We start from the raw sequence: 24,275 nt of genomic DNA on the forward strand, positions 1-24,275 counted from the left end.
CGGTGGCGCTCACGCGGCGTGCGCCGCACCCGCCTCGTAAGACGGCTTGCCGCCCGCATGGACGGCGCGGCCGGCGCCCGGGCCCGGGCGCATCGGCCAGTACAGCAGGTCGGCGGCAATCTGCCGGTAATCGCGCGCGGCCGACGACGACGGAAACGCGTCGACCGCGGTATGCATCAGGTCGCGCGCATGCTCGACGAGCGGATCGGCGCTCACGCAGCCGGCGTCGTCAATCGACACCGTCAGGTAGCGGCTCGCGACGCCCGCGAGATTGTCGAACGCGGTCTTCGCATCCGCGTGACTGCCGACGTGGTTGGTCAGCACGCGGAACTGCGCGATCGCGTGCGCAAAATGCAGGCGCTTCATGCACGCATACGCCTCGGTGATCGCCTGCGCGGCGACGCGCGTGACGATCAGCACGTCGTGCGCCTCGCGCGCGAGCGCCGAGAACCCGCCGTCCGCGCCGAGTTGCGCGTCGACCAGCACGATGTCGGCCTGCCCGTCGATGAAGTCGCTCAGCTGCGTGTCGCTGTAGCCGTCGCGTGCAAGCCGCGCAGCCGCGCACAGCCCGAAGCCGGCCGCCACCCGCGTGCGCTCGCCGTCGCGCAGCCACGCGCCGCCGAGCGTCGCCGCGGCCGATTGCACGTCAGCGCGCTCGTCGACGACGAGCACGTCCTTGCCGAGCGCGGTCAGCGCGGCCGCGACGTTGACGACGGTCGACGTGCAGCCGACGCCGGTCGGCCCGCCCGTCACCGCGACGATGCGCGACGCGCGCCCGGCGAGCAGGCGCCGCAGCCCTTCGGCCTGGTCGATGATCCGTTTATCCAAATCGCACCTCGTGCAGCTCGGCGGTGGAACGTGCGGTCAGTGCGGAGAGCAGCGTCGGCATGTCCTCGTCTTGCGGCACGAAGGGCGAGCCGTCGCGCGGCACACAGAACGCGCTTTTCAGCAGGAACCGGGTCGACGCGACGTACAGGTTCTCCGGCACCTTCTGGCCGGTCGACACGTAGTGAACCGGCAGCTTGTAGCGGATCACCGTGTCGAGCACGCCGCCGAGATGTGTCGCCTCGTCGAGCTTGGTCAGGATGCAGCCGGCGAGATCGGGATACTCGGCCGCGCTGCGATACGCCTGGACGACCTCGTTGAGCGTGTCGCCGTGGCTCGTCGCGTTGAGCAGCAGCAGGCGCTGCACCGGCGCGTTCGCACCATGCAGCATCGCGATCTGGTCGGACAGCGCACGGTCGCGCTGGCTCATGCCGATCGTGTCGATCAGCACGATGTGCTTGTTGCGCAGCTCGGACAGCGCGAGTTCGAGATCGCCCGCGTCCTTCACCGCGTGCACGGGCACGCCGAGAATCTTGCCGAAGATGCGAAGCTGCTCGTGGCCGCCGATCCGGTAGCTGTCGGTGGTCAGCAGCGCGACCTTGCTTGCGCCGAAGCGCATCACGCAGCGCGCGGCGAGCTTCGCGGTCGTCGTGGTCTTGCCGACGCCGGTCGGCCCCATCAGCGCGAACACGCCGCCGCGCTCCATCAGCGCATCCTCGTTTTCGAGCACCGGCAGGTTCGCCGCGAGCACCGACTGCGCCCACTCGGCCGCCTGCTCGAAGGTCTGAGCGCCGTCGCCGGAAGGCAGGTTGTCGACCAGCATGCGCACCAGTTGCGCGGAGAACCCGGCCGAGAACAGGTGCTTGCCCAGCGCGCCGTGCACCGGGCTGCGGCGCTGCCGGTCGTGCCACATCAGGCTGTCGAACTGCTCTTCCATCATCCCGCGCATCGCGCCGAGCTCGTTCATCACCGTGCCGGTGACGATCTGCTCGATCCGCGCGTTCACCGCGTCGGCCACCGCGGCGGCGGCGTCGGCCGACAGGCGCGTGCGCTCGCCGGGCTTCGCGGTGCTCGTTTCGGTCGCGCGGGCAGCCGCGGCGGCCGGCATCCGGCGCTCGGCGTCGCGCACGATGTCGCGCGCCCAGCCGGGCGGCGTCGCGGACGCGGCGCCCTGCTGCGCGCGAACCGGCGCCTGCGGCGCGGCCGCCGCGGCCTGCGCGCGCGCGATCAGCGCTTCGCGCTGCTGCGTCAGGCGCTTCGCGTGCTCGACGAGCCACGGTGCGGGTTCGGAAGCCGCGGCCGGCGGCGTGGCCGGCGACGGCGACGCGTGGGCTGCGGCATGGGCATGCGCGCGAGCGTCGGTTTCGGTGTGGGCGTCCGTATCGGTGTCGAACGATGACGGTTCCGCGGGCGGCTGAGCGGTGTCGGCGCTCGCGCCGAACACCGACGAGAACACGTCGGGCAACCCGCCTTCGCCGGCCGCATACGGATTGACGGCCGGGCGCGCGTGCACGGCACCCGGACGCGACACGATGCCCGGCACTGCGGCAGCCGGTACGGAATCCGTGCCACGCGGCACGACGGTGCGCGCACGCGCGGCGGCCGGCGGCGCGACCGCCGCGAGCTCGGAGTCGGCAAGCGCGACGATTTCGACACTGCCGTCATCGAGCGTGCGGTTCGACAGCACGACGGCGTCGGCGCCCAGCGCCTCTCGCACGAGACGAAGCGCGTCGCGGCTCGTCGCGCCGGTGAATTTGCGAATGTTCAAGCGGAACCCCCGATGACGTTAACGACTTTGATCGTGCGTGTGTCCGGCACTTCGGCATACGACAGCACTTTCAGTTGCGGCAGGCTGCGGCGCAGGAAGCGCGCGAGCATCGCCCGCAGCGCGTGCTGCACCAGCAGCACCGGCGGCAGCCCGAGATTCTGTTGACGCAGCATCGCCTGTTGCGTGCCGGTCAGAAGGTTGTGCGCGAGGCCGGGCTCGAGGCCCGGGTTCGCGCCGGTCGCGAGCGCCTGCGACAGCACGCGCTCGAGATTCGAATCGAGACCCATCACCTGCATCTCGCCCGCGCCCGGATACCACTGCTGCGTGATCGCGCGGCCGAGCGCCAGCCGCACCGCGGCGGTGATCTCGTACGCGTCGCCGCGGCCCGCGTGTTCGGACACGGCCTCGAGAATCGTGCGCATGTCGCGAATCGGCACGCCTTCGTCGAGCAGGTTCTGCAGCACCTTCTGCAGCGTGGTGAGCGAGATCGTCTTCGGCACGAGATCCTCGACGAGCGACGGCGCATCCTTGCCAGTGCGCTCGACGAGCGCCTGCACTTCCTGGCGGCCGAGCAGTTCGGCCGCGTGCTGGACGACGAGATGGTTCAGGTGCGTCGCGACGACCGTGCTCGCATCGACGACGGTGTAGCCGTACACCTGCGCCTGCTCGCGCAGCGCGACGTCGATCCACACGGCCGGCAGCCCGAACGCCGGATCCTGCGTCGCGGCGCCCGGCAGCGCGGCCGTCACCTGGCCCGGGTTGATCGCGAGCCATTGGCCCGGGAACACTTCGCCCGAACCGATCTCCACGCCCTTCAGCGCGATCCGGTATGCGTTCGGCCGCAGTTCGAGGTTGTCGCGGATGTGGATCACCGGCGGCAGGAAGCCGATTTCCTGCGCGAATTTCTTGCGGATGCTCTTGATGCGCTTGAGCAGCTCGCCATCGCTGTTCTTGTCGACGAGCGGAATCAGCCGGTAGCCGACTTCGAGGCCGAGCGGATCGATCAGCTGGACGTCGTCCCAGGTCGCCTCGTGGCTGTCGGCCGGCAGCGCGGCGGGCGGCGCGATCTCGGTCAGGTCGCCGGCCGCGACGCGCGCGGCCGCCCGGCGAGACTGCAAGCGGGCCAGCCAGATCGCGCCGCCGCCGAGCAGCAGGAACGCGAAGTGCGGCATGCCGGGGATCAGCCCCATCAGCACGATGATCGCGCCGGTGATGGTCAGCACGCGCGGGTTCGTGAACAGCTGGCCGGTGATCTGCGTGCCGATGTCCTCGTCGGTCGCGACGCGCGACACGATCACGCCGGCGGCCGTCGAGATCACGAGCGACGGGATCTGCGCGACGAGGCCGTCGCCGATCGTCAGCAGCGTGTAGTTGGTGCCGGCCGCGGCGAACGACATGTCGTGCTGGACCATCCCGACGATCAGCCCGCCGATCACGTTGATCGCCATGATGATCAGGCCGGCAATCGCGTCGCCGCGCACGAACTTCGACGCGCCGTCCATCGACCCGTAGAACTCGGCTTCCTGCGACACGGCGAGACGGCGCTTGCGCGCCTGCTCTTCGTTGATGAGGCCCGCGTTCAGGTCGGCGTCGATCGCCATCTGCTTGCCCGGCATCGCGTCGAGCGTGAAGCGCGCGGACACTTCGGCGATCCGCCCCGCGCCCTTCGTGATCACCATGAAGTTGATGATCATCAGGATCACGAACACGACGATGCCGACCGCGAAGTTGCCGCCGACGAGGAAGTGGCCGAACGCCTCGATCACCTGGCCGGCTGCATCGGGGCCGGTGTGGCCCTCGAGCAGCACGACGCGCGTGGACGCAACGTTCAGCGACAGGCGCAGCAGCGTCGAGAACAGCAGCACGCTCGGGAATGCGGCGAAGTCGAGCGGCTTCATCGTGTACATGCTGACGAGCAGCACCATCACGGACAGCGCGATGTTGAACGTGAACAACAGATCCAGCAGCAGCGGCGGCAGCGGCAGGATCATCATCCCCAGGATCATGCAGATGAGGATCGGGCCCGCGAGCGCGCGCAGGTTCGTGCCCGCGAACGGGTTCGCACGCTTGGCGAACAGGCCGGTAGTCGGGGTGCTCATGCTGCGTGTCCTTGCTTGCCGAGCGTGTCTTCGGCTTCTTCGCGCTCGTCGTCGGCCGATACCGACGAACCCTTGTCGAGTTCGGCCGGCACGTCGAGATCGACCGGCGCGGCCGGGAACGCGCCGCCTTCCGAGCGGAACCGCCGCAGCTGATAGACCCACGCGAGCACCTCGGCGACGGCCGAGTACAGCGAGCCGGGAATCTCGCGTTCGATTTCGACGTTGTGATACAGCGCCCGCGCGAGCGGCGGCGCCTCGAGCAGCGGCACGTTGTGCTCGGCCGCGAGTTCGCGGATGCGCGCGGCGACGAGGTTCACGCCCTTCGCGACGACCTTCGGCGCGCGCATCTCGCCGTCCGTGTACTGCAGCGCGACGGCGAAGTGCGTCGGGTTCGTGACGACCACGTCGGCCTTCGGCACGGCGGCCATCATCCGGCGCCGCGCGATCGCGCGCTGCTGCTGGCGGATGCGGCCCTTCACGTGCGGATCGCCTTCGTTCTCGCGATGCTCGCGCTTCACTTCTTCCTTCGTCATGCGCAACTTCTTGTTGTACTGCCAGAGTTGGTAAGGCACGTCGAGCGCGGCGACCACCAGCATCCCGGCGACCGTCGTGCCGCAGCACACGGCCACCAGATGCATCGCGTCCGCGAGCGCCGAGCCGAGCGGCTGAGTCGCGAGGCCGAGCAGTTCGTCCTTGCTGCGCCAGATCGCGATCCCGCCGATCCAGCCGACGACCAGCGTCTTCGCGAGCGACATCCCGAGCTGGATCGGCCCCTGGATCGAGAACATCCGGCCGAGGCCGGCGATCGGGTTCAGGCGGTCGAATTTCAGCTCGAAGGTCTTCTGCGAGATCAGCCAGCCGCCGAGGGCCATCGGCGCGAGCAGCGCGGCGAGACCGGTGAGCGCAAGAAGCGGCAGCAGCGCGGCAAGGCCTTCGACGCTCGCGGCACCCGCCGCCGACAGCATCCGGTGCGTGTCGAACGCAGTCGCGCGATCGAACGCGAACGCGCCGCGCAGCATCGCCTGCAAATGAGCGCCCGACGGACCCGCGAGCAGCCACGCACCGTAGAAACCGGCCGCGAGCAGCGCGAACGAAGCGAGTTCGCGCGAGCGCGCGACCTGCCCCTCCTCGCGCGCCTTCTCGCGGCGCCTCGGAGTGGCGGCTTCGGTTCTGTCGAGATCGCTCTCGTCTGCCACGGGGCCTCCAGTCGGGTACGGCGAAATGCCGTTTTCCAGTGACACCGATTATTCATGCGCACGTCAAACGCCGATCCGTCGAGCAAAGCCGGGAAAGGGGGGTATTTCGGGGAATCGGGCGGGGCGGTGGGGCGGGGGCGAAGCCGAGGAAGCGCGGGGGGTGAGGCGAGAGGCCGGTGAATCGATGGCAGCCGAAGCGGGGAGCGGGATGCGGGAGCGGGAAGCCGCGAAGCGGGAGCGGGAGAAGCGAACCGGTCCAGGCCAGGCGGCGAACGACCGGCCCCGGCGCGACGGCGTCGCGCACGGGGCGGCCGGCATTCAGATCGCCGGAATCGGATCGGCGCCGTAGCGATTCGGGCCGTTCGTGCCGCGCGAGCACATCCACACGAGCAGCAGGATCCCGCCGACGATCGGAATCAACGCGATCAGCAGGAACCAGCCTGAGCGGCCGGTATCGTGCAGCCGGCGCACGGTGACCGCGAGGCTCGGGAGCACCAGCGCAAGCGACACGATCAGTGCGACGAGCGCCAGCAGCAGCGAAATCGCCCCCGTCTCGCGGCCGACGGCGGCGAGCACCTGGCACGCGAGCGACACGATGCCGGTGAGCAGCGCGAAATACCAGTATTCGGCGCGGCGCGCGCGGCCTTCGAATTTCGCGTACTGGTTGAATACGGAACGAATGGCTTCGGTGAAATTCATGTTATTGCCCTCATGTTTTATATCGACGACCCCGGAAACAACGCGGCATTATAAATTTGAATTTCAGCGTGCTGCATCTGTTTTCTCGCAGCGGCCGCCCATCGCCGTCAACGTCGCACAACGGCTGCTGCAACGGCTGAACGCCGCGGCGGCGCCTTGCTTGTCACGTCATTTTAATAATGATTCGTGCCGAACAAAATTAACAGACCGATAATCCATCGGTTGATTGCAGCCGAATGAAACGCGCTGCGATCGATAATCAAAACGGTCGTTCGGTACGCGATTTACCGGACGACGGGGAACAGACGCGCGAATCGCCCGGCCTGCCCCTGCCGCCGCGTGCCGCGCCAGCCGCCCCCGGAGCGGCCGGCCATTCCCCTAGCCGGCCGCCGCTCGCTCCAGCACGCGGAGATCGAGCTTCTTCATCGTCATCACTTCCGCCATCACGCGCTCGGCGCGTGCCGGGTCACCGGCCATCAGTTCGGCCATCTGCACGGGCACCACCTGCCACGACACGCCGAAGCGGTCGCGCAGCCAGCCGCACTGCTGCGCGCGCTCGTCGCCGCCTTCGGCGAGCGCCGCCCAGTAGCGGTCGATCTCGGGCTGATCGCGGCAGTTGACGACGAACGACACGGCCGGCGTGAGCGGAAACGCCGGGCCGCCGTTCAGCGCGAGAAACGCCTGTCCGTCGAGTTCGAACGACACCGTCATCACCGTGCCCTCGGCCTGCCCCGACGCCTGCGCGCCGGCCTTGCCGTAGCGCGCGACGTGCAGGATGCGCGCGTCGTCGAACACCGAGACGTAGAAGTTCGCCGCCGCCTCGGCGTCGCGGTCGAACCACAGGAACGGCGTGATGCGTTGAATACGCTGGCTCATGGCGCTGTCTCCTCGATGTCGTGGCGGCACCGGTGCCGGTCTTATATCGTAGACGCTGTAACGGGACGGTGCGGCCGACCGGCCCGTAGTCGGGAATCCGGAACCCGGAATCCGGAATCCGGAGACGAACGAAAAAAGGGGGCGATTGCTCGCCCCCTCTCCGGTAGCCGCCGCGCGCTCGCGTTCAGAACGCGACGTAAGGCTGCGCGCCGCCGCTCGACGTCTTGTCCATCCCGAAGTAGATCGTCTTGCCGTAGAAATGCGGCATGCCGAGATCGAGCCACAACGACGGCCTCGACTGATCCGCGCTCAGCCATCCAGCGATATCGTTGAACGCGAATGTCGAACTGTTTTGAAACAACGAATCCGCATTTGCTACCGCCATCGAAACAGTACCGGCCGTGCCGTTTTTACCGGTCAACGTCGCTGTATAGGTCGTTGTCGTCGTCGGGCAATAGAAATCCGAATTCTGGTTGCAGATAGGTGTGGCTTGAGAGTCAAAGAAGTAAGCGTTGGAACCCGTATCGAAAAATGCGCCGCCGCCGTTCGCGGTCAACAACTGACGGCCTTGGAACGTTGCGTCGACATCGCCACCTGTCGTCGAAGTCAGCATGGTCGACGCATTGAGTGCATTATTGCTCCGCGTTCCGATCCCAAACGTCAGCAGCCCCGTCGCGCTCCCCTGCCCGCTGCTCGAGATGTTCGGCATCTGTACGATCACGCCGTTGTTGTCGGTCGCAAAATGATGGATCGGGTTGGCAACAATCTGAGATTGCGAAACCGGTGACACCACGCAACTGGCATTTCCGTTGGGGCAAACATAATAGTTGTTACTACTTGGCGACGTCGATGTCGTACAACTCGGACCACAGTCGTACGGAGCCGGTCCTATGCCGAGAATGCCGTTCGCGCCGAGATCGCTAGCCGTGTTGGCTGACTTACCTCCGTTTGTGCATGTGCCCGGCACGTTAGCCGTGCCTAAGTCCCCGATGATTTGCACCTGCAGCGAATTCGCCTGTTCACTACCAATCGACAAGTCGACTGTGCGCACCGTACCCCATGTATAGCTAGATAAGAAAGCCCCGCACTCCACGACCGGCGCTCCGCCATTCGTCGTTTGCGGCAGATTGTTCAATACACCCGACGACAACGCGCTGCCGACGAGCCGCAGCCCATACGACGCGGTGTCGACGAGCACGTTGCTGACCACCTGGCAGTTCGACGTGCCCGGCGCGCAGATCTTCACGTTGACGGTCGGGATGTTGATCACGCGCGCGACGCCGGTGCCGACCGTGATCACGGCCGTGTTCGCCGTATTGCCGTCCGATACGCTGGAGCCGCCGCTGTTGCCGCCGCCGTTGTCGTCGCCGCCGCCGCATGCGCTCACGAGCATCGCCGTGGCAGCCGCCACGCTCAGCAGGCCCAGCCAGCGCTTGAAGGTACGAGGAATGGTCAAGATCGCTCTCCCGCTGTCACTGGATGTCGGTGCCGGTCAGCCCGGCAGGCAGCGCGTTCGGCAGCCATGCCTGCCCCGCGAACGCGCCCATGTGGCCGCCGGTGCGAATCACGAGGCCGGTCGTATCGACGGACACCGGCGCGCGCCAGCCGCGCGCCGCATGCGCGGCTTGCACGCCGGCGGTGTACTGCGGGAAATAGCTGCCGAGCAGCGATTCGAGGTCGGGCATGCTCGGCCCGCGCCATGCGAGACCGAACACGGTGCCGCCGGCGGTCGTGTATTCGTGGATGATCGTGCCCGATCCGAGCGTGATCTCGCGGACGGTGTACGCGGCGGCGTTCGCCTGCGCGCCGTCGGCCGAGCGCATCGCGCGCTGCATCGCGCGCACGGTCGCGGCGTGATCGTCCGCCGGCGGCGACATCGGCGCGCCGCCCAGTTCGGCGTGTGCGTGGACCGACCACAGCACAGCCGTTGCAGCCGTCGCGTGCACGACGGCCCAGCCCAAGCGTTTCAGCTTCACGTTCCCCCCCAAGGGACTGGTTTCGCTGCCCGACGCGCCGCAATCAGATCCGGCGCCGCCAGTCAACAAATAAGAATCGCAAGAATGGCGCTTCGTTGCCTGCTGACGCGTAGTATGCCTGCGGAGTGTGTCAGAGTGTCAATTGGTCGCAGTATGACGCGACGCAACATCGCCTGCGGCACGCACGCCGCGGGAGGGGGGGAACCCTGCGCACGCGCTGCCCATCGGGCCGCTGTGCAGCGGCGCCGATGTCACGGGATGCAACCGCGCAGGATCAGAAACCGAGGCTGGCGAGCAGGTCGTCGACCTGCGCCTGATCCTGCACGACGTCGGACTTGCCTTCCGGCGCGATCTGCGGCCCGTTCAACAGCGACTCGGGGCTGCCGGTTGCGCTGATCTTCTGCTCGGCCGCGAGCGCGGCCGCGGTCGCCGCGAACTGCTCGCGCCGCTCGGGCGCGATGTTCTCGACGAGCACGGTCAGCAGCTGCTGCTCGATCAGGTAGACCATGTCCATGATCTTCTTGATCACCTGCCCGGTCAGATCCTGAAAGTCCTGCGCGAGCATGATCTCGAGCAGTTGCGCGCTGGTCGCCGATGCGGCTTCGGGCAGTGCGTGCAGGAACGTGCGCGTGTCGTGCATCAGCTCGCGCACTTCCGCGTGCTCGATCGGCGCCGCGTACCACTGCGCCCAGCGCGCGTCGAGCGCCTCGGCCTCGTTGTGGATGCGTTCCTGCATCGGCTTCGCGATCTCGATCGCGTTCAGCACGCGCTCGGCCGCCTGCTCGGTCATCGTCGCGACGTAGCGCAGCCGGTCGCGCGCGTCGGGCACGGCTTCCGCCGCACGCTCGACGTGCTTGTCGAGCCCGAGTTCACGCATCGAATCGCGCAGCGTGCGCGTGACGTGGCCGATGCGGGCGAGGATCCGGTCGCTCGCGTAATCGGCGCCTTCGGCATGGCCGTCGGCGTTGACTGCCGCGCCGGCAAGCGCCGCATGGATCGGCTCGTTCACGTTCAGCTCCCGGCCTTGGCCATCTTGTCGATGATCTTGTTCAGCTTCTCGTCGAGCGTCGCGGCCGTGAACGGCTTCACGACGTAGCCGCTCGCGCCCGCCTGCGCAGCCGCGATGATGTTCTCCTTCTTCGACTCGGCCGTGACCATCAGCACCGGCAGGTGCGTGAGCGTCGCGTCAGCGCGGATTTCCTTGAGCATCGCGAGGCCGTCGAGGTTCGGCATGTTCCAGTCCGAGATCACGAAGTCGAAGCCGCCGCCACGCAGCCGTGCGAGGCCGGCCGCGCCGTCCTCGGCTTCGTCGACGTTCGTGTAGCCCAGCTCCTTCAGCAGGTTGCGGACGATCCGGCGCATCGTCGGGAAGTCGTCCACCACCAGGATTTTCATGCTCTTGTCCATCGTCGTTCCTTTGCAGATTCGTTACCGTCCGGGCACGCAGCATCGCACGTGCCCGGTTACATTTCATTCAGACGCGCTGCACGCGGTCGCCCATCGTCGCCAGTCGCGCCATCACGCGCCGGCTCATCTCGGCGAGCGGCACGATCTCGTCCGCGCCGCCGAGCGCGATTGCCTCGCGCGGCATCCCGAACACGATGCAGCTCGCCTCGTCCTGCGCGAACGTATACGCGCCCGCGCGTTTCATGTCCAGCAGGCCCGCCGCGCCGTCGCGGCCCATCCCCGTGAGGATCACGCCGATCGCGTTCTTGCCCGCGTGCTGCGCCGCCGAGCGGAACAGCACGTCGACCGACGGCCGGTGGCGGTTCACCGGCGGCTCGTCCGACAGCTGCGCGATGTAGTTCGCGCCGCTCCTCGCGAGCAGCAAGTGCGCATGGCCGGGCGCGATGTATGCGTGACCCGGCAGCACGCGCTCGCCGTGCTCGGCTTCCTTCACCGCGATCCGGCACAGCCCGTTGAGCCGTTGCGCGAACGATTTCGTGAAGCCGGGCGGCATGTGCTGCGCGATCAGCACTGCCGGCGCATCCGGCGGCAGCGGCGTCAGCACCTCGCGAATTGCCTCGGTGCCGCCCGTCGACGCGCCGATGATGATCAGCTTCTCGGTACTGACGAGCGGGTTGTTGACCATCGGCGCCGCCGGCTGGCCGCTGGCCGTGCGCGCGGCGGCCTGCGGCTGCGGCGCCTGGCGCACGCGTGCGCGCGACGCCGCACGGATCTTGTCCGCGAGCTTTTCCGCGTAGTCGAGCATGCCGTCGCGAATGCCGACCCGCGGCTTCGTGACGAAATCCACCGCGCCGAGTTCGAGCGCGCGCAGCGTGATTTCCGAGCCGCGCTCGGTCAGCGACGACACCATCACGACCGGCATCGGCCGCAGGCGCATCAGCTTCTCGAGGAAGTCGAGGCCGTCCATGCGCGGCATTTCGACGTCCAGCGTCAACACGTCCGGGTTGTGCTGCTTGATGAGCTCGCGCGCGACGAGCGGATCGGGCGCGGTTGCGCACACCGTCATGTCGGGCTGGCTGTTGATGATCTCCGTCATCAGACTGCGGATCAGCGCCGAATCGTCGACGCACAACACTTTGATCTTCTGCACTGCGGTCATGCCTCCTGCTTTCTCGAAAGGTTGGCCGCATAAGAGCTGCCTGTCTTCACGCCGGCCGCGGGCGCGGCTGCGCCGCCGCGCGCGCCGAACAACTCGATGCGCGGCCGGGCCGGCGGCGGCGCGGCCGGCCGCTTCGCCGCGAACAGCTCGACGTGCGCGCGCGGCCGTGCGGCGCGCAGGCGCTCGGCCTCGCGCGCGAGCGCGGCTTCGCGCTCGGTCACGCCCGGCACCTGCAGCCGCAGCTTCTTCACCATCGCGCGGCCGGAGCGCGGCATGAACGCGACCTTGCGCGGATGCACGCCCTGCAGATCCTCGGCGGTGATCCGGATGCGTTCAAGCGCCAGATAGCGGCGCACGAAATCCGCGTTGCGGTCGCCGATGTTGATCGTCGTCATCCCGGCCAGCACGGCCGCGCCGCCGAACACCTTCGCCTCGATGCGCTCGCGGCGTCCGCCGGCCTTGATCAGTTCGTTGATCAGCACTTCCATCGCGTACGCGCCGTAGCGCATCGCGTCGGACGCGGCCGCGCCGGCATCCGCGCCGTCGTCGGGCAGCATGAAGTGGTTCATCCCGCCGATGCCCGCGAACGGATCGTGCAGGCATGCGGCGACGCACGAGCCGAGCACGGTCATCAGCACCATGTCCTCGGACGTCATGTAGAACTCGTTCGGCAACAGCTTCACGCCCGGGCGTTCGAAGTGATTGTCGAAGTAGCGATTGGTCGCGATCGGCAGGGCGCTCATCCGCGTTCTCCGTAAGCGGGCGCGCCACCCGCGACGCGTGCGGCCATGCGCGGCGGCACCGCGGCCGGCGTGGCCGCGCCGCGCGCACGCGCACCCTGCGCGGCATCGCGCGTCAGTTCGTATACGGTCTGCCCGCGCAGCCGGAACGCCTGCGTGACGTACGTGAAGTTCTCCGAATGCCCGGCGAACAGCAGCCCGCCCGGCTTCACGAGCGGCTCGAAGCGCGACAGCACCTGCCCCTGCGTCGGCTTGTCGAAATAGATCATCACGTTGCGGCAGAAGATCGCGTCGAACGGCTTGCCGATTCCGTAGTCGGCATCGGTCAGGTTCAGTTGCTCGAAGCGGATCATCGCGCGCAGTTCGGGGCGCACCTTCACGCGGCCGGCCTGCGCGCCGGTGCCTTTCAGGAAGAAGCGCTTGAGCCGCTCGGGGCTCAGGTGCTTGACCTGGTCGTACGTGTAGATGCCGGCGTCGGCCTTCGCGAGCACCTGCGTGTCGAGGTCGGTCGCGAGGATCGACGCGCCGCGCGCGGCCGATTCGCCGAGCGCCTCGATCAGCGTGATCGCGATCGAGTACGGCTCCTCGCCGGTCGACGCCGCCGAGCACCACACCGAGACCGGCGCCGGCCGCGTCTTCACGAACTCGGCGAGGATCGGGAAATGGTGCGACTCGCGGAAGAACGCGGTCAGGTTCGTCGTCAGCGCGTTGGTGAACGCTTCCCACTCGAGCGGATCGTCCTCCTGCTCGAGCAGGTCCAGATAATCGCGGAACGTGTCGAGGCCGCGGGCGCGCAGCCGGCGAGCAAGCCGGCTGTACGCCATGTCGCGCTTGTGCTCGGACAGCGAGATCCCGGCGCGTTGATGAATCAGCGCGCGAATGCGTGCGAAATCCGCGCCGGTGAACGCGAAGTCGCGCCCGGGCTCGCCCGCGCGGGGCGAGGCTTCCGGGGCATCGGATCGAAACGGTGCGCGCGCGGACGGCATGGCTTAGAAGGTCTCCCAGTCGTCGTCGGATCCGCCGGCCGCGGCGACCGCCGGCTTCTCGCCGTTCAGCGCCGGACGCACCAGTGCGGGCTTCTCCGTCGGCTTGCCGGCCGGCGCAGCCGACGCCTTCGCGAGGCGCGGGCCGTAGCCGCCGGCGGCCGGCGCTTCCTTCTGCGCGCGGGCGGCGGGCTCGGCCGTGCGCTTCGCATCGTTGCCCGACGCCGGGGCGGCGGCATGCGGGGCGCTGGCGGCACGGCGTGCCGCGGGCTGGGCCGCCGCGTGCGGCGCCGGCAGCGCAGCCGGGGCGCCGTCGTGGCGGTTGTCCGACGGCAATGCCGGTGCCGCGGCCGCAGCATGCGCGGCCGGGCGCGCGGCGCCGCGCGCCGGCGCGAGCGCGATGCCGCCCGCGACGCGCCATTCCGACACGATCGCCTTCATCTGGCGCGTCTGCTCCTCGAGCGACGCGGCCGCTGCCGCTGCCTGCTCGACGAGCGCCGCGTTCTGCTGCGTGACGGAATCCATCTGGCCGACCGCGCGATTGACCTGTTCGATGCCGGTCGACTGCTCGTCCGACGCGGCGCTGATCTCGCCCATGATGTCGGTCACGCGGCGCACGGCCTGCACGATTTCGTCCATCGTCGAACCCGCGCGCGCAACGAGCGCCGACCCGCTGTCGACCTTCTCGGCCGAATCGCCGATCAGCTGCTTGATTTCCTTCGCGGCGCTCGCGCTGCGCTGCGCGAGCGAGCGCACTTCGCCGGCCACCACCGCGAAGCCGCGGCCCTGCTCGCCGGCCCGCGCGGCTTCGACCGCCGCGTTCAGCGCGAGGATGTTGGTCTGGAACGCGATGCCTTCGATCGTGCCGATGATGTCGACGATCTTGCCCGAGCTGGCCGCGATGTCCTGCATCGTCGCCACGACCTGGCCGACCACTTCGCCGCCCTGCGTCGCGATGTCCGACGCGTTCACCGCGAGCTGGCTCGCCTGCCGCGCGTTCTCTGCGTTCTGGCGCACGGTGCCGGTCAGTTGCTCCATGCTCGACGCGGTTTCCTGCAGCGACGCGGCCTGTTCCTCGGTGCGCTGCGACAGGTCGGTGTTGCCGGTCGAGATCTCGCGCGCGCCGACGTCGATCGACTCGGTGCCGCGATGCACCGCCTGCACCATCGTCGTCACCGCGTCCTGCATCCGCTTGATTCCGCCGAACAGGCGGCCGATCTCGTTGGTGCTGAACACGCTCACCGGCTGCGTGAGGTCGCCGCCGGCAATGCGCTCGAAGTGCGCGATCGCATCCTCGAGCGGCTTCACGATCAGGCCGCGCAGCACGAAGCGAATCGCGATCACGACCACGAACGCGATCGCGATGCCGGCCGCGATCAGGCCGATCATCATCGAAATCTGCGACTGCGTCGCGGCCTGGCGATCTTCCGCGCGCTTTTGCAGCGATGCGATCACGGCCGCGGACGTCTGGTCGAATGCGACGAACATCGGGCTGATCTTCGTGTCGGCAATCGCGTGGTACGCGGCCATGTCGCCCGCGCGCGCCGCCGCGAATTCCGGCTCGACGCCTTCCTTCACGATCGTCGTGTAGCGTGCGGTGAGCTCGTCGACGAGCGCCTGCTCGACGCCGAGCTTCGGCAACGACTGGAACGTCTGCCAGTTCTGGTTCGACTTCGCGAACAGCTCCTGCGCGCGGTCGAGCACCTTCGTCGCGTCGGCCGCATTGCCGGCTTCGGTCAGCGTACGGAAGCGATCGAGCGCGACGCGCGCACGCAGCAGGTGCGCGGCCGTGTCGTCGAGCGTGTGAATCGCCGGCAGGTCGACGTGCGCGATCTCGTCGAGCGAGCGGCTCGCGTGATTGAGCGCGTAGAGGCCGAGCCCGCCGACCGCGGCGGCCAGGCACACGAGGATGAGTCCGACCGCGGTCAGCGTCGTGCGGATCGACCAGTTGTGCAACATTGCGGATTCTCCCGAAATTCGTGCGCACGCGGCGCGCTTACGCGCCGAGCGTCTCGATCAGCGCCATTTCCCGGCTCGACATCAGCTTTTCGATGTCCATCAGGATCAGCATGCGGCCGTCGACGGTGCCGAGCCCCGTCAGGTACTCGGTCGTCAGCGTCGCGCCGAACTCCGGCGCCGGCATGATCTGGTCGGTCTGCAGCGTCAGCACGTCGGACACGCCGTCGACCACCATCCCGACCACGCGGTTCGACACGTTCAGGATGATCACGACCGTCTGGTGGTCGTACTCGACGCGGCCGAGATGGAATTTGATCCGCATGTCGACGATCGGCACGATGATGCCGCGCAGGTTGATCACGCCCTTGATGAAGTCAGGCGCGTTCGCGATGCGCGTGACGCTGTCGTAGCCGCGGATTTCCTGCACCTTCAGGATGTCGATCCCGTACTCCTCGTCACCGAGCGTGAAGACGAGGAACTCCTGGCCCGTCGCATCGCCGTGTTCGGCGTCGCGGCGGCTGGTAGCCGCGTTCGCCGCGGCCGGATTGATCATTTGGACTTCAGCAGACACGTTTGCCCCCAATCGGTTGAATGGCGAGAGTCAGAAGATCGCGAGCTCGGCGCCGGCTCGGGCGCCGTGCGTCGCACGGGTTTCGCGGTTCAGCGCCGCGACGTCGACGATCAGCGCGACGCTGCCGTCGCCCAGGATGGTCGCCGCCGAGATGCCGTGCACCTTGCGGTAATTCGTTTCGAGGTTCTTCACGACCACCTGCTGCTGGCCGACCAGTTCGTCGATCAGCATCGCGAAGCGGCGCCCCTCGGTTTCCATGATCGTGACGATCCCTTGCGTCGGATCGGTGCGCGCGTCGTCCACGGAGAACACTTCGTGCAGCGCGACGAGCGGCAGGTATTCGCCGCGCACGCGCACCACGCGCTCGCCGTTGCCGACCGTGTAGATGTCGTCGATCGACGGCTGCAGCGACTCCATCACGAAGTTCAGCGGCAGGATGAAGATCTCGCTGCCGACTTTCACCGACATCCCGTCGAGGATCGCGAGCGTGAGCGGCAGCACGATCCGCGTGGTCGTGCCGCGGCCGGCCTGCGACGAGATCTCGACGTGACCGCCCATCGACTGGATGTTGCGCTTCACGACGTCCATCCCGACGCCGCGGCCCGACACGTCGGTCACCGTCTCGGCGGTCGAGAAGCCCGGCGCGAAGATCAGCTGCCAGACTTCGTCGTCGCTGATGTTCTCGGAAATCTGCATGCCCTGTTTCGCGGCCTTCGCAAGGATCCGTTCGCGGTTCAGGCCCGCGCCGTCGTCGCTCACTTCGATCACGATGTTGCCGCCATGGTGCGCGGCCGACAGCACAAGCTGGCCGACGCCGTCCTTGCCGGCGGCGACGCGCTTGTCGACCGTTTCGATCCCGTGGTCGAGGCTGTTGCGCACGAGGTGCGTGAGCGGATCGATGATTCGCTCGATCAGGCTCTTGTCGAGTTCGGTCGCCTGGCCGAACGTGACGAGCTCGACCTGCTTGCCGAGCTTGCCGGCGAGGTCGCGCACGAGCCGCGGGAAGCGGCTGAACACGTAATCCATCGGCATCATCCGGATCGACATCACCGCTTCCTGCAGATCGCGCGCGTTGCGCTCGAGCTGCGCCATCCCGTTGAACAGCCGATCGTGCAGCGCCGGGTCGAACGCGCTCGCGGTTTCGGCGAGCATCGCCTGCGTGATCACGAGTTCGCCGACGAGATTGATCAACTGGTCGACCTTCTCGACGCCGACGCGGATCGAGCTGCCTTCGGCGCCCGATGCGGCGGCGGCCGGGCGCGGGCGCTTGTCGTCGTGATGCGCGGCCGCCGGCGCCGACTGCGCCGGCTGCGCGGCGGGTTCGGCATGCGGCTGCGGCGCCGGTTGTGCGGCAGCGCGCGGCTGCGCCGGTGCGGCCGATGCTGCCGGGGTTTGTACCTGCGCCTGCGCTTGCGATGCGGCGGCGCCCGGCGCGGCACCCGCCGCGTCCGCGAATACTTCGACGCGCGCGGCCGGCTGCGCGGCGGCCGGTTCGGCGGCGGCCGGCGCGGCAGCGGGCGCCGCCGGAGCGGCCGCCGCGGTGCCGCGTCCAATGCGGATCTGGCTGTCGTCGATCACGAAGCAGCACACGGCGATGATGTCGTCGGACGGCACTTCCGATTCGAGCCACAGCGTCAAGTCCGCGCCCGCTTCCTCGCGGCCGACGATGCGACCGAGATTGCCGAGTTCCTCGGTCAGCAGCGCCTGGTCCTTCGCGTCCACGCCGATCAGCGTGATCTTCAGGTGCGGGCCGTCCGCGCCGGCGTCGGCGTCGGCGTCGGCCGCCGGATGCGCGGCCGCGACGGCCTGTTCGACCACGTGATCGGGTGCGCCGCCAGCGCCGGCGGCGGGCGCGGGCGCCGGTGCGGCGGCCACGACCGGCGCGGCAGGCGCCGCGTCCGCGGGCGCGCCCGCACCGCTTTCCGCCTTCAGCCGCTCGAGCTTCGCGCAGATCGCCGCGGCGGCTGCCGCGTCCGGTTCCGCGCTCGCACGGTAGTCGACCAGTTGGTCGGACAGCACGTCCTTGGTCTCGAGGAACGCGTCGACCATCTCCTTGGTCAGCGTCAGCTCATGGTTGCGCGCGCGGTCGAGCAGCGACTCGAGAATGTGGGTCGTTTCGGTCAGCGCGGAGAAGCCGAACGTCGCCGCGCCGCCCTTGATCGAATGCGCGGCGCGGAAGATCGCGGCGAGATCCTCGGGGTCGGGCGAACCGACGTCGAGGTTCAGCAGCAGCTGCTCCATCTGTGCGAGGAGCTCGTCCGCTTCGTCGAAAAAGGTCTGGTAGAACTGCGTGATATCGAGAGTCATGCCCGGTCACCGGTTGGATTCGTCGCGTTCATGTCAGGAGGCGGTCTGCTCGGAGAGCGTCGCGACCAGGTCGATCAGCACCGCCGGGTCGATCGGCTTTTCGATCCAGCCGGTCGCGCCCGCGTCGCGCGCGGCGTCCTTGAAGGCGTCGCTGCCTTCGGTCGTCAGCACGAGGATCGGCGTGTCCGCATACGCGGTGAGCTGGCGCAGCGCCGCGATCACCTCGAGCCCGCTCTTGCGCGGCATGTTCTGGTCGGTCAGCACCAGGTCGTACGGCATGGTGGCCGCCATGTCGAAGCCGGCTTCGCCGTCCGGCGCCACGGTCACGTCGTAGCCGGCCTGCGCAAGCGTCGCCTGCAGCAGTGCACGCATGGTCGCGGAATCGTCGATGGCGAGAATGGTTCGGATCATGTCTGTCTCGGAATCTTGGAAACGTCAGGGTTTCGGCGCGACCGCGACGGCGCTCGCGAGCGCCGGTCGCGCCGCCGGCGCCGCGCCGCCGAGCTGCTGCGCGAGCAGCTTCGAGCCCGCGGCATCGGCCGACAGCGTCGTGGTCGTCGCGTCGTCGCGCATCAGCGCGTCTTCGGATTTGCGGTTCAGCACGATCACGCTGATCCGGCGGTTTTCCGGATCGAGCGGATCGGCCTTGTTCAGGTTCTGCGTCGACGCGAGGCCGAGCACGCGCAGCACCTTCGACTCGTCCATGCCGCCCGCGATCAGCTCGCGGCGCGACGCGTTCGCGCGGTCGGCCGACAGCTCCCAGTTGCTGTAGCCGCCCTCGCCGCCCGCATACGGCACCGCGTCGGTATGGCCCTGGACGATGATCCGGTTCGGCACGTCGTTCAGCGTCTTGCCGATCTCGCGCAGGATGTCGCGCATGTACGGCTCCACGTGATCGCTCGACATCGCGAACATCGGCCGCTTCTGGGAATCGACGATTTCGATGCGCAGCCCCATCAGCGTCGAGTCGATGCGGATCTGCTGCTTGAACTGGCGCAGCGTCGGATTCGCCTCGATCGCCGCCATCAGCTTGATCTGGAGGTCGTGCAGGCGCATCTGCTCGAGGCGGTCCTGAGCGCCCTGCGCCTGCGAGCGCGTCTTGTCGTCGCCAGCCTTCGCGATGCGGTCGGCGAGGTTGGTCGAGCCGTCGGTGCGGCGCAGCGTGCCGGCGTCGGCACTCGACAGGTCGCGGCCACCGCCGTTGATGATGCTCGAGTCCTGCGAGCTGCGATCGCCGCTGCCGAACAGCGCGGCCTTCAGCGGCGTGTTGAAGTATTCGGCGATCCCCTTCAGCTGCACCGGCGTGACCGAGCTCAGCAGCCACATCAGCAGGAAGAACGCCATCATCGCGGTCATGAAGTCCGCATACGCGAGCTTCCATGCGCCGCCGTGATGACCCTTCTTCTGCGGGGCCACCCGTTTGACGACGATCGCGTGATCCTTGCTCTTGCTCATTGCCCGCTCCGCGTCACTTCGCCTTCACGCGGCGCACGTGCTCTTCGAGCTCCGTGAACGACGGGCGCTCGGTCGAGAACAGCACCTTGCGGCCGAACTCGACCGCGATCGCCGGCGCGTAGCCGTTCAGGCTCGCGAGAATCGTCACCTTGATGCACTGGAACATCTTGGTCGATTCGGCGACGCGCTGCTCCGCGAGGCTCGCGAGCGGCCCGATCAGCCCGTACGACAGCAGGATCCCGAGGAACGTGCCGACCAGCGCCTGCGCGATCATCGCGCCGAGCACCGCGGGCGGCTTGTCAGCCGACGCCATCGTGTGCACCACGCCCATCACGGCCGCGACGATCCCGAACGCCGGCATCGCGTCGCCGACGCGCATCAGCGCGTGCGCGGGCCCTTCGCCTTCGGTGTGATGCGTCTCGATCTCCTCGTCCATCAGGCTTTCGATCTCGAACGCGTTCATGTTGCCGCCCACCATCAACCGGAGGTAGTCGGTCAGGAACTCGACGATGTGGCGATCGGCGAGGATTTTCGGGTATTGCGTGAAGATCGGGCTCTTGTCCGGATCGTCGATGTCGGCCTCGAGCGTCAGCGTGCCTTCCTTGCGCGCCTTCGCGAGCAGCACGTACAGAAGCGCCATCAGTTCCATATAGACGTCCTTCGTGTACTTCGAGCCCTTGAAGAGCGTCGGCAGCACGCGCAGCGTCGCCTTGATGGTCTTCATGCCGTTGCCGAGGATGAACGCGCCGACGCCTGCGCCGACGATCATCAGGATCTCGAGCGGCTGGACCAATGCGCCCAGATGCCCGCCTGCCAGCGCGTAACCGCCGAAGACGGACAAGAGCGTCACGAGTGTTCCCACGATAATCAGCACTGCCTGTCCCTCACGAATGACCGGCGGGGAGACCGCCGTTAATCAGGTTTACGGCAGTCGGCAGGAAAACTTTCGCGGCCGCGCGGCGGCGGCACGGCGGTGTTTACCAGCAAGCGGCGGCCGGTTCGCGCAGCGCGCGCACGGCGCCCGGATGCGGGCACGCGGCGGGCCCGGGCCGGCCCGGCGGGGCGCTCAGGCCGCTGCGGCGGCCAGTTCGGCGCGCGCGGCGGCTGCCTTGCGGGTCTTGCCCGCGCGCGACGGCGGCTGGCAGAGGCCGCACACGAAACCTTGATGTGGATCATGCGCATGCGCGACGAAGTGGCCGCCGCAGCGCGTGCACGGGGTCATCTGCAGCATCCCCGAGTCGAAGAAGCGCACGAGCGTCCATGCGCGCGTGAGGCTCAGCGCCGCCTCGTCGCCGGACAGGTTCACGTGCTCCAGATAGAGCCGGTACGCCTTCACGATCGACTGGATCGGCTCGCAGCGGCCGTGGTCCTGCATGAACCGGTAGATGTTGTAGAACAGCGACGAGTGGATGTTCGGCTGCCACGTCATGAACCAGTCGGTCGAGAACGGCAGCATGCCCTTCGGCGGCGACACGCCCTTCAGTTCCTTGTACAGCTTGATCAGGCGGTCGCGCGACAGGCTCGTCTCCGCCTCCAGCAGCTGCAGCCGGGCGCCCAGTTCGATCAGTTCGATGGCGAGGGTGATTTCCTTCACCTCGATCACGACGCTTTTGCTTGCCATGGTGAAAAATCGTCCGCTTGACGTGGTACGGATGAATGACCGATACGCCGCCCGCCGGCGCGGCGCACCGGGACGAACGCAACGGCGGGAAAGAATCAGCGGACGCTTTCGACCGGCTGGCCTGCCATCAGGATGGCCGAGTGCGCGTGCGTGACGACGTCGCTGCGGCCTTTGTCGGCGAGCGACGACAGCAACGCATGATCGTCGAAGCGAAAACGGCACAGCATCTGATTCGACGCGGCGAGCTTCACGGTCTGGGCGAGCGTGAGGTTCGCGAGCACGTCGGCCAGTTCCTGGGACACGCCCATGCGGAACATGCCCATCGCTTTGTCTTCCCGCAGCAGGCGCTGCGCGAGGAGGAGGTACGACAGGTTGACCTCTTTGATCTCACTGAGCATTTCGCTGGTGGCGCTCATGATTCCCCCGTTAAGAGCTTTGCTTTGGCCTTTCATGTTATGAAAACGTTTGCTCGATCAGGCGCTCAATATCGCCGCGTCGGCACGTTTATCAGTCTTACAGGGCGAATTTTGGCTAAACGGGATTTATGCCGGTATCAGCGAAGTGGCGTATGCCATGCAGGATTTGTCTGTAAACCGTGTAGGAATTTTTCCGACAAGATGCATTGAAAAGGGCGCAAACGGCGGGGGGCGATGCGCGAATTCGCAAGCAATGTGGTGCCACATGCGACGAATTCTGAGGAAGGCCGTCCGGCAAGGCTGCCGGAGATCGAATCGGTAAAAATTATAGTGGTTTTTCACAATAGCGCAACAATAGTTGTGGCCATCTCGCTTCTTGTTTGCGCGCCCTTTTTCTCGGGGTTTTTGCGTATTTCAGCGTGTAACAAGCCTTAAGTGTTTGAAAAAACACTCGAACCCCTGAAGGCGATATCGATAATGGACTCCAATGGGCGGCGGCGTCAGCCGCGCCGCCCCGCCCCGCAGCTTGCCGCCCGGCGCCCGCGCATCCCGCCACGGGCCCGCTCACGTACCGCAGAAAGCGTGTGTCGGCGAGTTCCGCAACCTGTATCCGGCCAGCATGCGCACTGGAGCGCTCCGCTGGTCGACACCGGAGAACGCCATGCGTATTGCCCAGATCGCGCCGCTTTACGAAGCCGTCCCGCCGAAACTCTACGGCGGCACCGAGCGCGTCGTGTCGTACCTGACCGAGGCGCTCGTCGAGCTCGGCCACGACGTGACGCTGTTCGCGAGCGGCGATTCCGTCACGTCCGCCCGCCTCGAGGCGGCGTGGCCGCGCGCATTGCGGCTCGACCCGTCGATCCGGGACTCGATGGCGCCCCATATGCGCCTGATCGAGCAGGTCGCCCGGGTCGCGCACGAATTCGACGTGCTTCACTTTCACCTTGACTACCTGCCGTTCCCGCTGATGTCTCGGCTCGATACGCCGTACCTGACGACACTGCACGGCCGTCTCGACCTGCCCGAGCTGCAGCCGGTGTTCGATGCGTTCGCGAACGCACCGGTCGTGTCGATCTCGAACTCGCAGCGCAAGCCGCTGCCGCAGGCCGCGTGGGCCGGCACCGTCTATCACGGGCTGCCGGACACGCTGCTGACGCCCCAGCCGGACGTGAAGCCCGAATATCTCGCGTTTCTCGGCCGGATCTGCCCGGAAAAGCGCGTCGACACCGCGATCCGGATAGCCGCGCAAAGCGGGCTGCCGCTGAAGATCGCGGCGAAGGTCGACAAGGCCGACGCCGATTACTTCAAGGAAGTGATCGAGCCGCTGCTCGGCGAGGCGCACGTCGAATTCATCGGCGAAATCAACGAGGCGCAGAAGCCGGCGTTTCTGTCGGGCGCAAAGGCGCTGCTGTTCCCGATCGACTGGCCGGAGCCGTTCGGGCTGGTCATGATCGAAGCGATGGCCTGCGGCACGCCGGTCGTCGCGTTCAACCGCGGCTCGGTGCCGGAAGTGATCGAGGACGGCGTGAGCGGCTTCATCGTCGAGGACGTCCAGGGCGCGGTCGGCGCGCTGCACCGGATCGACAGCCTGTCGCGCGAAGCGATCCGCGCACGCTTCGAAACGCGTTTCAGTTCGAAGGCGATGGCGCGGCGCTACGTCGAAACTTACGAAACGCTTTGCGCGGGTGCAAAACAGCCGACCTTGCGTCAAGTCGCCGGCGCCTGACGCCGAAATTCGTCAGCAAATATCCGGGAAAATCCGCGTCGAAATCGTCGCAAAAACCAAAGAGCCGCATCGACGATGCGGCTCTTTCTTTTTGCGCGGTCATTCGATCAGGAAACGATCGCGGTTTTTTCCGACGATCCAATTCGGCGGCTTGCCGCGGCCGCTCCAGGTCGCGCCCGACTTCGGGTCACGGTATTTCGGGGGCAGCGGCGCCTTTTTCGGCGGACGCCCGCGCCGGGCTCGCTCGGCAAAGCCCAGATCCTGGGCCGTCAGCCCATATTCGGCAATCATTCGCTGCACGTCGGCAATTACCGCCGCCACTTCCTGACGGCGCACCTCGTCCGCCTGGGCCTGCAGATCGGCGATCTGCGCCTTGAGTTTCGCGTATTGAGACATTTTTCGACTCCCTCTTTTCCATGATGCGGCTCCGGCGAGCCTGCCGGAACGCCAACACCCCGTTACGTCATGCGCACTGCCGCCCTGCTCTTCGTA

General features: G+C 67.5%; 23 protein-coding genes. 1 reads left to right on the forward strand and 22 read right to left on the reverse strand.

Features of this window, described 5'->3' with window-relative positions; genetic code table 11:
- Positions 1-9: 9 nt before the first annotated feature.
- From WK25_RS01380 to flhD, 21 genes are all read right to left on the reverse strand, one after another.
- Positions 10-828, reverse strand: a complete 819-nt coding sequence (locus WK25_RS01380) for a MinD/ParA family ATP-binding protein (RefSeq protein ID WP_040142916.1) — start codon at positions 826-828, stop codon at positions 10-12.
- The gene (gene flhF, locus WK25_RS01385; RefSeq protein ID WP_059548023.1) at positions 821-2,593 is read right to left on the reverse strand and encodes a flagellar biosynthesis protein FlhF; all 1,773 of its coding nucleotides are present in this window, start codon (positions 2,591-2,593) and stop codon (positions 821-823) included. Before flhF ends, WK25_RS01380 begins: the two co-directional genes overlap by 8 nt.
- Complete coding sequence (gene flhA, locus WK25_RS01390; protein WP_040142912.1) at positions 2,590-4,692, reverse strand: flagellar biosynthesis protein FlhA; 2,103 nt, start codon at positions 4,690-4,692, stop codon at positions 2,590-2,592. The genes flhF and flhA overlap by 4 nt, the downstream gene beginning before the upstream one ends.
- Positions 4,689-5,888 (reverse strand): flagellar biosynthesis protein FlhB, encoded by a 1,200-nt coding sequence (gene flhB / locus WK25_RS01395; protein WP_069240842.1) that lies wholly within the window; start codon positions 5,886-5,888, stop codon positions 4,689-4,691. The genes flhA and flhB overlap by 4 nt, the downstream gene beginning before the upstream one ends.
- A 318-nt stretch (positions 5,889-6,206) precedes the next feature.
- Positions 6,207-6,587, reverse strand: a complete 381-nt coding sequence (locus tag WK25_RS01400) for a DUF805 domain-containing protein (RefSeq protein ID WP_040142906.1) — start codon at positions 6,585-6,587, stop codon at positions 6,207-6,209.
- 378 nt (positions 6,588-6,965) lie between these two features.
- A complete protein-coding gene (locus WK25_RS01405; protein ID WP_069240843.1) occupies positions 6,966-7,463 on the reverse strand; it encodes a VOC family protein in 498 nt (165 codons plus the stop codon).
- Positions 7,464-7,647: 184 nt separating this feature from the next.
- Entirely contained in the window at positions 7,648-8,919 is a 1,272-nt protein-coding gene (locus WK25_RS01410) for a DUF3443 family protein (RefSeq protein ID WP_069240844.1), read from the reverse strand.
- Positions 8,920-8,935: 16 nt separating this feature from the next.
- Positions 8,936-9,439: a DUF2844 domain-containing protein gene (locus tag WK25_RS01415; protein WP_040144856.1), complete on the reverse strand. Its 504-nt coding sequence runs from the start codon at positions 9,437-9,439 to the stop codon at positions 8,936-8,938.
- Between the two features lie 274 nt (positions 9,440-9,713).
- Positions 9,714-10,448 (reverse strand): protein phosphatase CheZ, encoded by a 735-nt coding sequence (gene cheZ / locus WK25_RS01420; RefSeq protein WP_059548026.1) that lies wholly within the window; start codon positions 10,446-10,448, stop codon positions 9,714-9,716.
- A gap of 2 nt (positions 10,449-10,450) precedes the next feature.
- Positions 10,451-10,846 carry a chemotaxis response regulator CheY gene (gene cheY / locus WK25_RS01425; protein ID WP_006754880.1) on the reverse strand — a complete coding sequence of 132 codons (396 nt, stop codon included), beginning with the start codon at positions 10,844-10,846 and terminating at the stop codon, positions 10,451-10,453.
- 67 nt (positions 10,847-10,913) lie between these two features.
- Positions 10,914-12,005 (reverse strand): protein-glutamate methylesterase/protein-glutamine glutaminase, encoded by a 1,092-nt coding sequence (locus WK25_RS01430; RefSeq protein ID WP_040142900.1) that lies wholly within the window; start codon positions 12,003-12,005, stop codon positions 10,914-10,916.
- Positions 12,002-12,748, reverse strand: a complete 747-nt coding sequence (cheD, locus tag WK25_RS01435; protein ID WP_059548028.1) for a chemoreceptor glutamine deamidase CheD — start codon at positions 12,746-12,748, stop codon at positions 12,002-12,004. The genes WK25_RS01430 and cheD overlap by 4 nt, the downstream gene beginning before the upstream one ends.
- Positions 12,745-13,731, reverse strand: coding sequence for a CheR family methyltransferase (locus WK25_RS01440; RefSeq protein ID WP_040142898.1), 987 nt, complete (start codon positions 13,729-13,731; stop codon positions 12,745-12,747). Before WK25_RS01440 ends, cheD begins: the two co-directional genes overlap by 4 nt.
- Before the next feature lie 3 nt (positions 13,732-13,734).
- Positions 13,735-15,687, reverse strand: a complete 1,953-nt coding sequence (locus WK25_RS01445) for a methyl-accepting chemotaxis protein (RefSeq protein ID WP_069240845.1) — start codon at positions 15,685-15,687, stop codon at positions 13,735-13,737.
- Positions 15,688-15,724: 37 nt separating this feature from the next.
- Complete coding sequence (cheW, locus tag WK25_RS01450; RefSeq protein ID WP_035971390.1) at positions 15,725-16,240, reverse strand: chemotaxis protein CheW; 516 nt, start codon at positions 16,238-16,240, stop codon at positions 15,725-15,727.
- A gap of 48 nt (positions 16,241-16,288) precedes the next feature.
- Complete coding sequence (gene cheA, locus WK25_RS01455) at positions 16,289-18,565, reverse strand: chemotaxis protein CheA (protein ID WP_069240846.1); 2,277 nt, start codon at positions 18,563-18,565, stop codon at positions 16,289-16,291.
- A 33-nt stretch (positions 18,566-18,598) separates the two neighbouring features.
- Positions 18,599-18,976, reverse strand: a complete 378-nt coding sequence (locus tag WK25_RS01460) for a response regulator (protein WP_040142893.1) — start codon at positions 18,974-18,976, stop codon at positions 18,599-18,601.
- Between the two features lie 24 nt (positions 18,977-19,000).
- Complete coding sequence (gene motB, locus WK25_RS01465; protein WP_040142891.1) at positions 19,001-20,020, reverse strand: flagellar motor protein MotB; 1,020 nt, start codon at positions 20,018-20,020, stop codon at positions 19,001-19,003.
- Between the two features lie 13 nt (positions 20,021-20,033).
- On the reverse strand, positions 20,034-20,894 hold the full coding sequence (motA, locus tag WK25_RS01470; RefSeq protein ID WP_040142890.1) for a flagellar motor stator protein MotA: 861 nt from the start codon (positions 20,892-20,894) through the stop codon (positions 20,034-20,036).
- Between the two features lie 192 nt (positions 20,895-21,086).
- The gene (gene flhC, locus WK25_RS01475) at positions 21,087-21,641 is read right to left on the reverse strand and encodes a flagellar transcriptional regulator FlhC (protein ID WP_034209584.1); all 555 of its coding nucleotides are present in this window, start codon (positions 21,639-21,641) and stop codon (positions 21,087-21,089) included.
- A gap of 95 nt (positions 21,642-21,736) precedes the next feature.
- Positions 21,737-22,057: a flagellar transcriptional regulator FlhD gene (gene flhD / locus WK25_RS01480; RefSeq protein ID WP_014895554.1), complete on the reverse strand. Its 321-nt coding sequence runs from the start codon at positions 22,055-22,057 to the stop codon at positions 21,737-21,739.
- A gap of 661 nt (positions 22,058-22,718) precedes the next feature.
- On the opposite strand from flhD, the gene WK25_RS01485 reads away from it, so the two are divergent.
- The gene (locus WK25_RS01485; protein ID WP_069240847.1) at positions 22,719-23,783 is read left to right on the forward strand and encodes a glycosyltransferase family 4 protein; all 1,065 of its coding nucleotides are present in this window, start codon (positions 22,719-22,721) and stop codon (positions 23,781-23,783) included.
- A 99-nt stretch (positions 23,784-23,882) separates the two neighbouring features.
- Here WK25_RS01485 and WK25_RS01490 read toward each other — a convergent pair whose 3' ends face one another.
- Entirely contained in the window at positions 23,883-24,179 is a 297-nt protein-coding gene (locus WK25_RS01490; RefSeq protein ID WP_040142885.1) for an H-NS histone family protein, read from the reverse strand.
- Positions 24,180-24,275: the final 96 nt, after the last annotated feature.

Source organism: Burkholderia latens (assembly GCF_001718795.1).
Lineage (GTDB): Bacteria > Pseudomonadota > Gammaproteobacteria > Burkholderiales > Burkholderiaceae > Burkholderia > Burkholderia latens_A.

Bases quoted from the DNA above. Each gene is read 5' to 3' on its own strand.
- cheD (WP_059548028.1), bottom strand. From the start codon at position 12,748: ATGAGCGCCCTGCCGATCGCGACCAATCGCTACTTCGACAATCACTTC.
- WK25_RS01485 (WP_069240847.1), top strand. From the start codon at position 22,719: ATGCGTATTGCCCAGATCGCGCCGCTTTACGAAGCCGTCCCGCCGAAA.
- WK25_RS01445 (WP_069240845.1), bottom strand. From the start codon at position 15,687: ATGTTGCACAACTGGTCGATCCGCACGACGCTGACCGCGGTCGGACTC.
- flhD (WP_014895554.1), bottom strand. From the start codon at position 22,057: ATGAGCGCCACCAGCGAAATGCTCAGTGAGATCAAAGAGGTCAACCTG.
- flhC (WP_034209584.1), bottom strand. From the start codon at position 21,641: ATGGCAAGCAAAAGCGTCGTGATCGAGGTGAAGGAAATCACCCTCGCC.
- cheA (WP_069240846.1), bottom strand. From the start codon at position 18,565: ATGACTCTCGATATCACGCAGTTCTACCAGACCTTTTTCGACGAAGCG.
- cheY (WP_006754880.1), bottom strand. From the start codon at position 10,846: ATGGACAAGAGCATGAAAATCCTGGTGGTGGACGACTTCCCGACGATG.
- flhA (WP_040142912.1), bottom strand. From the start codon at position 4,692: ATGAGCACCCCGACTACCGGCCTGTTCGCCAAGCGTGCGAACCCGTTC.
- WK25_RS01405 (WP_069240843.1), bottom strand. From the start codon at position 7,463: ATGAGCCAGCGTATTCAACGCATCACGCCGTTCCTGTGGTTCGACCGC.
- WK25_RS01490 (WP_040142885.1), bottom strand. From the start codon at position 24,179: ATGTCTCAATACGCGAAACTCAAGGCGCAGATCGCCGATCTGCAGGCC.
- cheW (WP_035971390.1), bottom strand. From the start codon at position 16,240: ATGATCAATCCGGCCGCGGCGAACGCGGCTACCAGCCGCCGCGACGCC.
- WK25_RS01430 (WP_040142900.1), bottom strand. From the start codon at position 12,005: ATGACCGCAGTGCAGAAGATCAAAGTGTTGTGCGTCGACGATTCGGCG.
- WK25_RS01400 (WP_040142906.1), bottom strand. From the start codon at position 6,587: ATGAATTTCACCGAAGCCATTCGTTCCGTATTCAACCAGTACGCGAAA.
- WK25_RS01440 (WP_040142898.1), bottom strand. From the start codon at position 13,731: ATGCCGTCCGCGCGCGCACCGTTTCGATCCGATGCCCCGGAAGCCTCG.
- motB (WP_040142891.1), bottom strand. From the start codon at position 20,020: ATGAGCAAGAGCAAGGATCACGCGATCGTCGTCAAACGGGTGGCCCCG.
- WK25_RS01460 (WP_040142893.1), bottom strand. From the start codon at position 18,976: ATGATCCGAACCATTCTCGCCATCGACGATTCCGCGACCATGCGTGCA.